This window comes from Bradyrhizobium sp. NAS96.2 (assembly GCF_001908235.1).
In the GTDB taxonomy this organism is placed as follows: Bacteria; Pseudomonadota; Alphaproteobacteria; order Rhizobiales; family Xanthobacteraceae; genus Bradyrhizobium.
In genome coordinates, this window is record NZ_LGHK01000118.1 from 13,406 (window position 1) to 26,924 (window position 13,519).

Annotated in this window: 16 protein-coding genes; 6 read left to right on the forward strand and 10 right to left on the reverse strand. The window is 65.7% G+C overall.

Annotation, left to right across the window (positions count from 1 at the left end; genetic code table 11):
* The first annotated feature begins 14 nt into the window (after positions 1–14).
* The gene (locus AC628_RS24510) at positions 15–587 is read left to right on the forward strand and encodes an HdeD family acid-resistance protein (RefSeq protein ID WP_074129339.1); all 573 of its coding nucleotides are present in this window, start codon (positions 15–17) and stop codon (positions 585–587) included.
* A gap of 234 nt (positions 588–821) precedes the next feature.
* A complete protein-coding gene (locus AC628_RS24515; RefSeq protein WP_074129340.1) occupies positions 822–1,907 on the forward strand; it encodes a 3-deoxy-7-phosphoheptulonate synthase in 1,086 nt (361 codons plus the stop codon).
* A 66-nt stretch (positions 1,908–1,973) separates the two neighbouring features.
* Here the strand turns inward: AC628_RS24515 and AC628_RS24520 are convergent, their stop codons facing one another.
* The 4 genes from AC628_RS24520 to epmA are packed head-to-tail and all read right to left on the reverse strand — an operon-like array spanning position 1,974 to position 4,620.
* The gene (locus AC628_RS24520) at positions 1,974–2,216 is read right to left on the reverse strand and encodes a hypothetical protein (RefSeq protein ID WP_502689764.1); all 243 of its coding nucleotides are present in this window, start codon (positions 2,214–2,216) and stop codon (positions 1,974–1,976) included.
* Positions 2,217–2,259: 43 nt separating this feature from the next.
* A complete protein-coding gene (locus AC628_RS24525) occupies positions 2,260–2,472 on the reverse strand; it encodes a hypothetical protein (protein WP_074129345.1) in 213 nt (70 codons plus the stop codon).
* Positions 2,473–2,479: 7 nt separating this feature from the next.
* On the reverse strand, positions 2,480–3,571 hold the full coding sequence (locus tag AC628_RS24530; RefSeq protein ID WP_074129347.1) for a lysine-2,3-aminomutase-like protein: 1,092 nt from the start codon (positions 3,569–3,571) through the stop codon (positions 2,480–2,482).
* Positions 3,568–4,620, reverse strand: coding sequence for an EF-P lysine aminoacylase EpmA (epmA, locus tag AC628_RS24535; protein WP_074129350.1), 1,053 nt, complete (start codon positions 4,618–4,620; stop codon positions 3,568–3,570). Before epmA ends, AC628_RS24530 begins: the two co-directional genes overlap by 4 nt.
* A gap of 376 nt (positions 4,621–4,996) precedes the next feature.
* On the opposite strand from epmA, the gene efp reads away from it, so the two are divergent.
* Complete coding sequence (efp, locus tag AC628_RS24540; protein ID WP_050420372.1) at positions 4,997–5,563, forward strand: elongation factor P; 567 nt, start codon at positions 4,997–4,999, stop codon at positions 5,561–5,563.
* Between the two features lie 155 nt (positions 5,564–5,718).
* Complete coding sequence (locus AC628_RS24545) at positions 5,719–7,296, forward strand: M23 family metallopeptidase (RefSeq protein ID WP_083633122.1); 1,578 nt, start codon at positions 5,719–5,721, stop codon at positions 7,294–7,296.
* 44 nt (positions 7,297–7,340) lie between these two features.
* Here AC628_RS24545 and AC628_RS24550 read toward each other — a convergent pair whose 3' ends face one another.
* From AC628_RS24550 to AC628_RS24570, 5 genes are all read right to left on the reverse strand, one after another.
* Complete coding sequence (locus AC628_RS24550) at positions 7,341–7,733, reverse strand: tautomerase family protein (RefSeq protein WP_074129354.1); 393 nt, start codon at positions 7,731–7,733, stop codon at positions 7,341–7,343.
* A gap of 317 nt (positions 7,734–8,050) precedes the next feature.
* Positions 8,051–8,473, reverse strand: a complete 423-nt coding sequence (locus AC628_RS24555; RefSeq protein ID WP_210190256.1) for a chorismate mutase — start codon at positions 8,471–8,473, stop codon at positions 8,051–8,053.
* Positions 8,474–8,577: 104 nt separating this feature from the next.
* Positions 8,578–9,471 (reverse strand): dihydrodipicolinate synthase family protein, encoded by an 894-nt coding sequence (locus AC628_RS24560; protein ID WP_074129356.1) that lies wholly within the window; start codon positions 9,469–9,471, stop codon positions 8,578–8,580.
* A gap of 164 nt (positions 9,472–9,635) precedes the next feature.
* Entirely contained in the window at positions 9,636–10,142 is a 507-nt protein-coding gene (locus AC628_RS24565; RefSeq protein ID WP_074129359.1) for a cupin domain-containing protein, read from the reverse strand.
* A gap of 37 nt (positions 10,143–10,179) precedes the next feature.
* Entirely contained in the window at positions 10,180–10,659 is a 480-nt protein-coding gene (locus tag AC628_RS24570; protein ID WP_074129360.1) for a carboxymuconolactone decarboxylase family protein, read from the reverse strand.
* An 83-nt stretch (positions 10,660–10,742) separates the two neighbouring features.
* Here AC628_RS24570 and AC628_RS24575 point away from each other — a divergent pair, with 83 nt between their 5' ends.
* Together AC628_RS24575 and AC628_RS24580 are read left to right on the forward strand one after the other, a co-directional pair.
* A complete protein-coding gene (locus AC628_RS24575) occupies positions 10,743–11,309 on the forward strand; it encodes a MarR family winged helix-turn-helix transcriptional regulator (RefSeq protein WP_083633123.1) in 567 nt (188 codons plus the stop codon).
* Positions 11,310–11,364: 55 nt separating this feature from the next.
* Positions 11,365–12,600 (forward strand): lytic murein transglycosylase, encoded by a 1,236-nt coding sequence (locus AC628_RS24580; protein ID WP_074129362.1) that lies wholly within the window; start codon positions 11,365–11,367, stop codon positions 12,598–12,600.
* A 94-nt stretch (positions 12,601–12,694) separates the two neighbouring features.
* Here the strand turns inward: AC628_RS24580 and AC628_RS24585 are convergent, their stop codons facing one another.
* Complete coding sequence (locus tag AC628_RS24585) at positions 12,695–13,507, reverse strand: SDR family NAD(P)-dependent oxidoreductase (RefSeq protein WP_074129364.1); 813 nt, start codon at positions 13,505–13,507, stop codon at positions 12,695–12,697.
* Positions 13,508–13,519: the final 12 nt, after the last annotated feature.

The following is a 13,519-nucleotide window of genomic DNA, read 5'->3' on the forward strand; positions in this document are numbered from 1 at the left end:
TCTGGAGAACCGCGATGACCCTGTCCAACGACCTCGACAAGCTGCGATCGGAGATGCAGGCCGCGGTCAAGGCGCATTGGAAGGCCTTCCTGTTCGAGGGCATCCTGCTCGTGATCCTCGGCATTGCGGCGATGATCGTGCCGACATTCGCCAGCCTCGCCGTCACCATCTTCCTCGGCTGGATGTTCCTGATCTCCGGCATCGGCGGGCTGATCGTGACGTTCTGGGCGCGCAACATGCCGGGCTTCTGGTGGTCGCTGATCTCCGCGGCGCTCGCCGTGCTCGCCGGCATGGTGCTGCTGGCGCGCCCGATGCAGGGCGTGCTGACGCTGACCATCGTCATCGGCGCCTATTTCGTCGCCGAGGGCGTCGCCACCATCATGTACGCGCTGGAGCACCGCCGCGAATTGTCGGGACGCTGGTCCTGGCTGCTGATCGCCGGCCTGATGGATATCGTCGTCGCCTTCTTCATCATCGCGGGCCTGCCGGAATCGGCGGGATGGGCGATCGGCCTCCTGGTCGGTCTCAACCTGATGTTCGGCGGGGCGACCCTGATCGGGATGGCGTTGGCGGCGCGCAACACCTGACGGCGAACCGCGGCGGGCTTGTATTTGGGGGGTGACAGCCCCAAATCCCTGGGCTATAGAGCCGCCCCATGATCACCGTCGCCACCAGCTATTTTTGGTACTTTAGCTACGACAGCTCGCTGGCGGCAGGAGGATCGCGCTCAATCTGAAGAATTGCAGCAAACGTCCAAAACAAGCCGCCAGACCTGGCGGCTTTTTTGTGCCGGCAGGTCCGAAAATCCAAAGGAGCCAGCCGTGTTGAGTACGACAGACGATCTTCGCATCAAGGAATTGAAGGAACTGAGTACGCCCGAAGAGGTGATGCGGGAGGTCCCGCGCACCCTGACGGCGACCCGCGTCGTGATGGGCGCCCGCAACGCCATCCACGCGATCCTCAATGGCACCGATGACCGCCTGCTGGTCGTCGTCGGCCCCTGCTCCATCCACGATCCCGCGGCGGCCGTCGATTATGCCGAGCGTCTCGCCGGCCTGCGCGAACAGCTCGCCGACCGCCTCGAGATCGTGATGCGGGTCTATTTCGAGAAGCCGCGCACCACCGTCGGCTGGAAGGGGCTGATCAACGATCCCGATCTCGATAACAGCTTCGACATCAACAAGGGCCTGCGGCTTGCCCGCAACGTGCTGTCGGCCGTGAACAATCTCGGCTTGCCGGCCGGCACCGAATTCCTCGACATGACGACGCCGCAATACATCGCCGATCTGGTCTCGTGGGCTGCGATCGGCGCCCGCACCACCGAGAGCCAGATCCATCGCGAGCTGGCGTCCGGCCTGTCCTGCCCGGTCGGCTTCAAGAACAGCACCGACGGTGGCGTGCGGATCGCGGCGGATGCGGTGAAGTCGGCGTCGCACCCACATCATTTCATGGCGGTCACCAAGGGCGGCCGCTCGGCGATCGCCGCGACCAGCGGCAACGAGGACTGCCACGTCATCCTGCGCGGCGGGCGGGTGCCGAACTATGATGCAGCGAGCGTCGATGCCGCCGCCGCCGAGCTCGGCCGCGCCGGTGTCGCAGCGCGGCTGATGATCGACACCAGCCACGCCAACAGCAGCAAGAAGCCGGAGAACCAGCCGGCGGTTGCCACCGACATCGCACAGCAGGTCGCGAGCGGTGAACAGCGCATCATCGGCGTGATGATCGAGAGCAACCTTGTCGCGGGACGCCAGGACGTCGTGCCGGGCAAGCCGCTGACCTACGGCCAGAGCATCACGGACGGTTGCATCGACCTCGCGACGACGGCTGACGTCTTGAAGCAGCTGGCCGATGCCGTCGACGCACGACGCAACGTGCGGCGTGACGGCCTGCAGGAGCGCTCGGCCTGACGCGGCCGAACGGATTGAGCGTTGCCGGCGGGGCGAATATCGCGCTCCGCCGGTTTCTTCCGTGGCCTAGCAGCCGCGGCAGATGCTCTTGATCTTCTTGTCGAGCGCAGCGTCTTCCTTGTTGGCCTGGCTGTTCGGATCGCTGATGTTCTTTTCGTTGCCAACGTCGCCGCGGCGCGGCTGACGATGTCCAACCGGCGCTTCCGGCACCCCCGAATTCTTCTGCATGGAGGACGATCCGCCCTGCTGCGCCAAGGCCAGGGACGTTCCAAGCTGGGGCGCTCCGACCGCAACAATCATCAGAGCCATCAACAAAACAGTCTTCCGCATCTCGCCTCTCCGCTTCTCAACCCTATTGCGCCCGTTCCGGCACCTCGACGCTAGCACAGTTGCGTCGTCCCTGCGCTGCGCAATCCTGGACATTCCGTATATCGGCTATGGCGCCAAGGAGCCAGATTCCGGCGGCGACCAGCACCACAAAGAAGCCGAACATCACAGCATTTTCGATGCTGCGGTTGCCCTCGTCCTCGGGCGGCTGCTGCCGTCCGTCCCCGGCCCCGCCCATCGCCGGCTCACGATTGCGGCGGATAAGTATGAACGTCCCCGCAATAATCGACGATACGGTACCGCCGTTCCACGGAATCTTCACGATCGCGGGAAACCGGCTGCGACAAATAGGTCGGGCCGATCGGCGCCTTGCCGTAGCCGCCGGGGATGTCGAGCACATAGTCCGGCTGGCACAGTCCGGAGACACGCCCGCGCAACGCCCGTGTCAACTCCTGCCCGGCTTCAATTGTGGTGCGCAAATGCGCGGTGCCGGGCGCAAGGTCGCCGTGATGCAGGTAGTAGGGCTTGATCCGGCACTCGACGAAGGCGCGCATCAGCGCGGTGAGCGTCGCGACATCGTCGTTGACGCCGCGCAGCAAGACCGACTGGCTCACCAATGGAATGCCGGCGTCGGCAAGGCGAGCGCACGCCGCGCGGGCATTGGCGCCCAATTCGCGCGGATGGTTGGCGTGGATGGCAATCCAGGTCGCAGCCCCCTCGACCCGCAGCGCCGCGATCATCTCGGGACTGATGCGTCCGGGATCGGCGATCGGAACACGGGTGTGGAGGCGGATGATCTTGACATGATCGATGCCGGCGAGATCGGCCATGATCTCGGTCAGCCTGCGCGGCGACAGCATCAACGGATCGCCGCCGGTCAGGATGACCTCCCATATCTCCGGATGGCTCCTGATGTAATCGAGCCCCGCGCGGTAGGCGTCGTCCGACAACGCCGAGGCCTTTCCCGGCCCGACCATTTCGCGCCGGAAACAGAACCGGCAATAGACCGCGCAGACATGGACCAGCTTGAACAACACCCGGTCCGGATAGCGATGCACGATCCCGGCGACCGGCGAATGTGCGTCGTCGCCGATCGGATCGGCGTTCTCGCCGGGCTGCTCGACGAGTTCGTCGGCGCTCGGGATGAACTGCCGCGCGATCGGGTCGGCGGGATCGGCCGGGTCGATCAGTGCAACGAGCTCCGGCGTCACCGCGACGGCGTAGCGCGCCGCCACCTGTTCGAGCTCGGCAAGAGCATCGACCGGCGCGAGGCCGGCATCGATCAGCTCGCGCGGCTGGCGCAGCGTCGCCGCCAGTTTCGGATCGATCCTGTTCATGGCTCTCCTGCAGGCGGCATCCAGACCACCTGATCAATTCGTGGCGCGCCGCTCGCCAGCATCACCAGCCGGTCGAAGCCGAGCGCGACGCCGCTGGCTTCCGGCATCTGGCCGACCGCGGCAAGGAAATCGTCGTCGAGCGGATAACGCTCGCCGTAACGGCGGGCCTTCTCGTCCATCGCTGCGGTAAAACGATGGCGCTGCTCGGCCGCATCGGTCAACTCGCCAAAGCCGTTGGCGAGCTCGACCCCGCAGGCATAGACCTCGAAGCGCTCGGCGACGCGTGGCTCGCCCGCCTTGGTGCGCGCCAGCGCGGCCTCGGGCGACGGGTATTCGAACAGCACCGTCAGGCGGCCCTGTCCGAGATTGGGCTCGACATGCTCGACCAGCACCTTGCTGAAAATGTCCGACCAGGTGTCGTCATCGGCGATCCGCACCCGTTCGCGCGCGGCTGACGCCAGCGCCTCGCGGTCGCCCTCGCCGCCCGAGATCGTCGCCAGCAGATCGATGCCGGCGAAGCGCTCGAAGCCGCTCGCGACGGTCAGCAGCTCCGGCTCGGCAAAGGGATCGGCCATCTTGCCGCGGAATGAAAACCGCCCGATCCCGGTCGCCTGCGCCGCATGGGCGATCACGACGATGGTGTCGGCCATGATGGCGTCATAGCCGGCATTGGCGCGGTACCATTCCAGCATGGTGAATTCGGGCAGATGCAGATCGCCGCGCTCGCGATCGCGGAACACCCGCGCGAACTCGTAGATCTTCGGCTCGCCGGCGGCGAGCAGCTTCTTGCAGGCGAATTCCGGAGAGGTGCGCAGATAGCGCGTTGCCCGCGAGCCATCGGCCTGCCTGAGCTCGGTCCGCGGGGCGTGCAGATGCGTCTCGTTGCCGGGCGAGATCTGCAGGACGGCGGTCTCGACCTCGACAAATCCCTGCTCCTCGAACCATGCCCGGAGCGCGCGCGTGATCGCGGTCCGCGCCTGCAGGAACGGCCTGCGGTCGGCGTAGCGCTGCGGCGTCCACCACGGTGAGGTCTGGTGCGGTCCGGTCATGTCAGCCCGGCCTCCGGCACCGTCGAAGCGGCATGAAGCACCCTGCATGTCCGCTCAAGAAACGGGCGCAAGCTATTGATATTGAAAGCATTGACGGCCAGCATGAATGCTCGATCCCGGACAGGCGCAGCGACGCGTGCTCCTTCATGTCGAAAGACACCCGCGTTGTCCATCTGGCGTGACCCGCGAGCCCGGCGATCCCGCCGCGAAACCCGCCCGATCGCCCCTGAATAGGCGTTCGCAATCGGCCGAAAACGGCCGCAAAAGACTGGCATCTCAGGGACAAATCAGTATGTTGCAGCCCGAAATCGCCGCCACGGCCGAGGGGCTGCCGGTCCGGTTTGCGCCCCCTGTTCTCAAATTCAGGAAAACACCTTTGAAAGTCATCGCCAGTTCCATCCGCAAGGGCAACATCATCGAGCAGGATGGCAAGCTCTATGTGGTCCTCTCCGCCGAAAACATCCATCCCGGCAAGGGCACCCCGGTCAGCCAGATCGAAATGCGCCGCATCGGCGACGGCGTGAAGGTCTCGGAACGCTACAAGACCACCGACCAGGTCGAGAAGGCCACCGTTGAGGACCACAACTACAACTACCTCTATGAGGACGGCGACGGCTTCCACTTCATGAACAACGACAACTACGATCAGGTCCAGGTCTCCAAGGAGATCGTCGGTTCGTCTGCGCCGTATTTGCAGGAGAACATGACCGTGAAGCTGTCGATGCACGATGGCAATCCGGTCGCGATCCAGCTGCCGCAGCGCGTGACGCTGGAAGTGGTGGAGACCGAGCCTGTGACCAAGGGCCAGACCGCCTCGTCGTCGTACAAGCCGGCCGTGCTGTCGAACGGCATCCGCACCGGCGTGCCGCCGCATGTTTCCACCGGCACCCGCATCGTTGTCATGACCGAGGACGGTTCCTACGTCGAACGCGCCAAGGATTGAGCGGAAGGACTGAGCGGCAACGCGCGGTGACGTTCGTCGTGAACCATCGCTGCGCATCAGGTTGTTGTTTAAGCTCAAACTTTCCGGAAAACTGCTACACACTTTTCCGGAACTTGCTCTAATCTCTCGCGATCAGACATGACCCGGGGGGTGCGGTGAACAGGAAGATTGTCAGCTTCATCAGTTGCTGGCTGGCAGTCCTGCTCTTGCCTCCTCCAGGCGCTCATGCCGACGAATTCCGAACGCCTTCGATCTCGGCCATGCGGGTCGAATGGCGCGCCGTGCTCGACCAGCTTCGGCAAGAGATCGGCACCCGCCCGGCCATCACCACCAGCTTCACATTCGCCGGACAGCGCCGCGTCCCGGCCACCGATCCGCGCGCGATGCCCGCGTTGGTGCAGCTGAACGCGGTGACATCGCCGCTCTTCCCTGGCATTGCGCAGAGCCCGATCCCGGTGCTGCTGCCGTTCGACCCCGCAAGCTATCTCGATGCACGGCAGGGCGGCACAGCGGACGGCCTGCCGGTCGCACGCCACCAGGCCGATTTCCGCGCTGCCGACGTCTTCCATGCCGGCGCGTCCGGCTATGACGCAGTGTTCTCGCTCGATCCGGGCGCCGGCGACGGCATGCCGCCGCGGACGTTTGCAAAACCGGTCGAGGTGCAGATCTCGGGCTCGATCCTGGTCTACGACCTCGCCGACCGGCTCGGCGGCAAGGGCGAAGCGGTCAAGACGCTGGCCGCGCAGTTTCCGGACCTGCGCCGCTTCATCCGCGAGGGTTATGTCCGCTACGCTTTCACCCGCTTCGGCATTCCCTACGTCGTCTCGATCCAGTGCCTCGATAGTGCACCGCGGCCGAAGCGGCTGGCGTGCCGGGAGGCCTACCCGGTCGCCGAGCGCTTCCTGAAGGCGTTGCGCATCACCGGTGGCCAGCCGTCACGGCCGCGCAGCGACACCGCCTCCGACATCTCCGAGCGGCCGATCGCGCAGTCGGCCGATTTCACCTACCGCCCGAGCGGCGACATCATCGCGGGCAGCGGCGGCCGCAGGCAGCAAGGCGGCCACGCCGACGTCACCGTCTATTCGCAGATCCGCTTTCCGCTCGCGAAGGCGCCGGCCTTCGCACATTCGCAGTCCTTTCCGAAGCGCGGGCGGGTCGACGAGTATCCCTGGCAGGACAATTTCTGCGAGGCGCGCAGCTTCGAGGTCGGCCAATGCGCCAGCGGCTTCGGCCATCAGGGCCAGGACATCAGGCCCGGCGGGTGTCCCACCGACGGCACGGACGGTTGCGACCCCAGGCGGCAGACTGTCGTCGCGGTGCGCGACAGCATCGTGATCCGCTCGGCGCAGCAGCAGGCCGTGACATTGCAGGTCAACACCCGTACCGAGCACGTTCGCTTCCGCTACATGCACATGAACCCGTCCGTGATGGATGCGGACGGCCTGCTCAACGGACGCCGCCTCAGCGAGGGCGAAAGGATCGGTGTGGTGTCGAATTATCTCGACCATCCCAACGGCACGTCACGGCACCTGCACTTCGACGTGCAGGTGTTCACGCGCGACGGCTGGCTCTGGGTCAACCCCTACACCACGCTGGTGTCGGCCTATGAGCGGCTGATCCGCGGCCGCGGCCGCGAGATCGGACCGGAGCCCGGACCTGCGGCAGCCGTGGCGCACGCCCTGCCCGACGACGTCGTGCGCCGCATCGACACCCAGGAAGGTGGCGGCAATTAGCCGGGCGGTGCCTGCTAATCGCCTCACGACGCAGGCTATGCGGCTTATGTCAGTTCGCCGGTGATGAACTGTGCGCGTCCCAAGCCGAACGACCAGTCCTCATCGTCATTGATGACGAAGTTGATGACGAGGTCGCTCGGCGCGATCCCGCAGGCCGACGACAGCCGCTCGGCGAGGACGCGATAGAAATCCAGCTTCAACGCCCTGTCGCGCGGACGGCTGGTCAGCTGCAGCATCACCAGCCTGTCCGTCCGGCCAATGCCCAATCCGGTATCGAGAGCGACGACGCGGGATCGCGGATGAACGTGCACGACCTGATAGCGGTCGCGCTGCGGCACATGGAGGGTTTCGACCAGCACTTCGTGGGTGACATCGAGCAGCCGCTGGATCTCTGCATCGCTTCGTCCCTCGATCAAATCAAACCGCAGAAACGGCATGTTGACGGCTCCTTGCACGATCTGCCGAGGACTAAGGCTTCGGAGCAACTGCCGGCGATCAGTTGCCCCCGCATAGCGGGACCGGCCGGAGTGGAGCTGATCCAATCCGCGTCAGTTTCAGCGTTTCGAAATGTCACGTGTGATCGCGGCTCTCGGCTCTGCCCATCAGGCGAACCGGACCGCTCTCTTCCGACTTGCCGCGTTGAAGCATGCCGCCGGGTAGAGGGATAATGATTATGTGAGATGGCAGTGATCTGAATCCCAGATCACACCTCGTCGAAGCGGCGGAAGGAGTCCCGGATGGTCAGCGCATCCGCTTACTTCTTCCAGGGCGCATCGCCGCGTGCCGCAGCCGCTGCGAAGACGTCCTGCTCGTAGTCGATGAAGGCGCGTATCATCGCGCGGTAGGCGGCTTCCGCAACCTTGGGCGACAGCCCGTCCGCTTCCGCAAGCGCCATCGCCTTCTTCACGACGGCCTCGGCGCGTTCAGGCGCCTCGACCTGCGCCGGGTTGGCCTTGAAGCGGGCGGCCTCGTGGACGTAGCGGCCGCGCTCGGCCATCAGGCGCACGATCTCGCGGTCGAGCCGGTCGATGTTGCTGCGCACCTCGCCAAGCGTCTTGCAGCAGGCGCCGTTGTCGACGGTGGGACTGCCCCACAGCGCCGGCGCATTGGTTGCAGGCTCCTCGGCCCACGCCACGGCGGGAATCAGCATCGTCAACAGAACCACCGGCAATCGCATCGAACGCCTCCCAGGCAGTGCGCATACCCGGCGATTGTTATGCCGATTTTGTGCGCCGATGGAAGCCGCGATGGCCGGATCCAACTCGCGCGGCCTTGGAGCGATCAGCCGATGTCCATTGCAGCCAGCACCTCACCCACCTTCTTCTGGGCGTCCGGGGGCAGCGGCAAGATCGGACGTGGTGGCTCGGCCGCGCAGATCCCCCTGAGATTGGCGATCGCGTAGACGACGCGCAGGCTCGAGAATGTCTTGAGCAGCTGCCAGACCGGCCGCAGACGCGCATCGAGCTGCCGCGCCCTGGCGGCATCTCCACTTGCCACGGCGCGGACGATGTCGAGGCAGACCTTGGGGAAAATTCCTGCAAGGACACTGTACCAGGTCTCGCCGCCCGCCAGCAGCGCCTCGGTGCAATTCCAGTCGGCGCTGTAACCCAGCGAGAAGCCGCCCGGCACGACAGCCCGCAATTCCGCGACATGGCCCGCCAAGGCAGACGCGTCCAGCGCAGGACTCTTCACCGCAATAATCCCCTCCACATGACTCAAACGGCCGATCAAGGCCGGTGTGAAGCGGAAATGCGTGGTGCCCGGATTGTCGTAGATGCAGATCGGCAATTTGCTCTCACGCGCCACCGTTTGAAAATGCTCGAAGACCTCGTCATCCGTGAGGGGCGTATAGGACACCGGCGCCAGCAAGCCGGCCGCCGCGCCGGCATCGCGCGCATCCTGCGCCAGCTTCACCGCATCGTCGGTGCGCAGCGCGCCGACGCCGACCAGGATCGGCGTTCTGCCATCCGCGAGGGCGGCAGCCGCCTGCACCGCGCGGCGCCGCTCATCGCGGCTGAAATACGGATATGAACCGGTGCTTCCGAGCAGCCCGATCGAATCCACCTTGGCGGCGATCAAGGGCTCCAGCAATGCGCGGAGAGCGCCCGCATCGACCTGCCCATCTCGAGACGAGGGCGTGATCGGAAAGGCGGAAAGCCCCTTGAGATTGACCATCGATTGCTCCTGTTCAGTAGCCGCCGCGCGAACGGCAAAATCGCATTCCGGCCGTTGTCGCCGCGCGCAATACCGCTTGCAAGGTCCAGTTTGCTGCGGACTTCACAGCAAACTGGTCCAGTGCTCGACGGCTCCTGCGATCCGCGGGACTGCGTGGGCTGCGGTTATTCGAGCATCGTGGTCAGCTGCGCGCCCTCGTCCGCCACGAACACCGCGATCAGCTCCGCAGGCTCCGTGGTGCTCGCATTCGCCGAGACCATGTGGGTCGAACCCGGCGGCTCGAAGAAGGACTGGCCGACCTTGAAGGTCTCGACCGGCCCGCCGCCGAGCTGGGAGCGGATCTCGCCCTTGGTGATATAGGCCGTCACCGAGCCGGAATGACGATGCGGCGGCGTGAAGCCGCCGGGGCCGTAGAACACCCGCACCACGGTGACGCGCTTGCCCGGCACGTTCGGCAACGCATGCGAGGTGATGACCTCGACCTTGTCGAGCGGCGACGCCGCATTCGCACTGGCGCATAGCGGCGCGATCACCGCGGAAATCGCGTCCATCGGGGTCGGCAGCGCCTTGCCGATCACGAACGCCGAAGCCAGACCCGCAATTGCGGCCAGCAAGACCGGCCGCGGCGGCCGCACGAATGCACGAGATGGTGTCATCGCCATCGAGGTCATCGGTTGTTCTCCCCTGTCGATTGCTTTTGAAATCGTCTCACGACGCCGCAGCGGCGACCCGCTGCCGGCGCGGCGGCGGCGTCCAGCGATAGGCGGCGCCGAACCGGTTCCAGACATTGATCGAGGCGATCGCCGAGGTCAGATAGGTCAGCTCCTTTTCGGAGAATTCGGCGGTGGCCTCGGCATAGACCTCGTCGCTGACGCCGTTCGGCAAGGTCGTCAGCGCCTCGGTCCAGGCCAGCGCGGCGCGCTCGCGCGCCGAGAACTGCGGCACCTCGCGCCACACCACGACGAGGTTGAGCTTGTCGACCGGCACGCCGAGGCTCTCGCCTTGCAAGATGTGATACTGCACGCAGAAGGCGCAGCCATTGATCTGCGAGGCGCGCAGCTTGACCAGCTCGAGCAGCTGCTTGTCGAGACCGGCCTTTGCCGCAAACTGGCCGAGGTCACGCACGACGGCGAAGACGTCGGGGGCGAGCTTCTCGAAGTCGGTATATTCCTTGCGGGCATGTGACATCGGCTTGGCCTCATGTTATCAGTGTACTGATATACTATAAGAGCTCTGATATTGAGCAAGGCGCAGGCATTCGCGAAGGCAACATGGCGGCAATGCAGAAACGAGGGAAAACCGGCACGGCCGGGCGGCGGCCGGCGGGGAAGGCGGCGCCGGGCAAGATCGCGATCGGCGCGGAAGCAGACGGCCTGCCCGCCTCCGCCGTCCCGCCGCCCAGCGAAGGCAAGCGCGGCGAACAGGGCTATCTCGCCTATCTGCTGCGCCAGGCGCATGCGGCCTCACGGCTGTCGATGGAGCGTCAGCTGGGGAGCCTCGGCGTCACCTCGCCGCAATTCGTGGTGCTGACAATGCTGAAGGCCTATCCGGGCCTTTCGGGCGCCGATCTGGCCAGGGTGGCGCTGCTGACGCCGCAGACGGTCAGCGTGATCATCCGCAACCTCGAGCGCGACGGCGCGATCCGCAAGACACCGCATCCAGTCCACGGCCGGGTGCTGCAATGGAGCCTGACCAACCATGGAACCGCGTTGCTGGAGAAGTGCCGTCACATCGCCCAGGCCCAGGAGCGCCGGCTCGCCGCCGGCCTCGATGCCAAGTCCGAACAGGTGGTCCGGCAATGGCTATCAAAAATCGCCACAGATTTGCAGGATAGCTAGTTCTTGCGGCGGCGTGGCTTTTGGCTCACCCGATCGGCGCCGCTAGACTGGCCCGATGAAACAGCCTGATTCTTTGAAGTCCCCTGCCCGCCGCGCCGTCCTCAAGACGGCGCTCGCGGTGGGCGTGACGCTCGGCACTCCGTTCGGCGCGCTGGCCGCCGCGCCTCCGGGCTTCGACCAGTGGCGCGACAATTTCCGCGCCCGCGCGCTGGCAAAGGGCATTTCGGAGGCGACCTGGAATCGTTGCATGGCGCGGGTCGAGCCCGACATGAGCGTGTTCAAGCAGATGCGCAATCAGCCGGAATTCCACGAGCAGATCTGGCAGTACATCAACCGCCGCGTCTCCGACTGGCGCATCATCCACGGCCGCGAGGCGCTGAAGAAGAACGAGGCGCTGTTCGCCAGGATCGAACGCGACTTCGGCGTCGAGCGCGGCACACTGCTCGCGCTGTGGGGCGTTGAGTCAGCCTATGGCGATCCGCTGGTACAGCAGAACCACATGACGCCGGTGTTTCCCTCGCTCGCGGCACTCGCCTGGAACGAGCCGCGCCGCAAGGCCTATTGGGAGACCGAGCTGATCAACGCGATGAAGATCGTGCAGCGCGGCTGGAGCACGCCCGAGGAGATGAACGGCTCCTGGGCCGGCGCGATGGGCCATTCGCAGTGGATGCCGGAAGTCTGGCTCAATGTCGGCTTCGACTATGACGGCGACGGCAAGGTCTCGCCGTTCGGCCGGCCCGACGACGCGCTCGGCTCGACCGCAAAATATCTCGTCAATCGCGGCAAGTGGCACCGCGGCGAGCACTGGGGCTACGAGGTCCGCGCGGCGAGCGGCGGCGCCAGCGGCAGCCGCACCTATGCGGCCTGGGCCAGCGCAGGCGTCACGCGCGCCGACGGCCAGCCGTTTCCGCAGCCGAACGCATCGGCGCAGCTCTGGATCCCGGTCGCCGGCGGCCCCGCTTTCCTGCTCGGCCCGAACTTCAACTCGGTGAAGAGCTACAACCCCTCGATGAACTACGCGCTGGCGATCTGCCATCTCGGCGATCGCTGTCTCGGCGGCCCACCCTTCATCCAGCCCTTCCCGGGCTCGGAGCGCGCGCTGACGCTGGCCGAGGTGCAAGAGATGCAGACGCGGCTGACCAAGGCCGGCTTCGACACCGGCGGCACCGACGGCCGCGTCGGCAACGACACCATGAAGGCGATCAAGGATTTTCAGATCAAGGCCGGCCTGCTGCCCGCCGATGGTTACGGCGGGCTCAAGGTACTGGCGCGGTTGCGCCAAGGCGGCTGACCGCCGTCATTGCGAGGAGCGAAGCGACGAAGCAATCCATGGCACCGCATGTGTGGATCGATGGATTGCTTCGCTTCGCTCGCAATGACGGAGATCAGTTCGGCTGCCGCACCACACCGCCGGCATTCATGCCGCCGTCGATCACGAGCTCGCTGCCCGTCACGTAGCGTGATGCGTCCGAGGCGAGATAGAGCACGCCTTGGGCGATCTCGATCGCCTGGCCGGCGCGGCCGAGCGGCGTCGCGAACCTTGCACGCTCCTCCGGATCGATCGGCGCGTTCTGCCCGGCGCCCGTCGCACCGGTCGGAATCTTGCCCCAGATCGGCGTGTCGATGATACCGGGATGCACCGAGTTGACGCGGATGCCGTCGCCGATCTGCGCGCATTCCATCGCGATCGACTTGGCGAACAGCCGTACCGCGCCCTTGGTCGCGCTGTAGCCGGAGAGCGTCGCCGCGCCGCGCAGGCCGGCCAGCGACGACATCATGATGATCGAGCCGCCGCCGTGCTTGCGCATCAGCGGCAGCGAATGCTTCACCGACAGGAACACGCCATCGATATTGATCGCCGTCTGCCGGCGCCAATCCGCGAGCGACATCTCGACAATCGATGGCGCCCCGATGCCGATGCCGGCGTTGGAGACCATGATATCGAGGCGGCCGTGGCGCTTGCCGATCTCAGCGACGACCTCGATCCAGCGCTCCTCGCTGGTGACGTCCTGCGGCAGGAAGCTCACCTTGCGCCCGGCTTTGGTGAGCCGCGCGGCGAGCTCGGGTCCCCTCAACTCATCGATATCGGTCGCAACGACCGTCGCGCCTTCCTGCGCCAGCAATTCGACGATCGCCTCGCCGATACCTGACGCGCCGCCGGTCACCAGCGCGACCTTGCCTTCAACCTGTCCTGCCATGTCCTCTCCCAA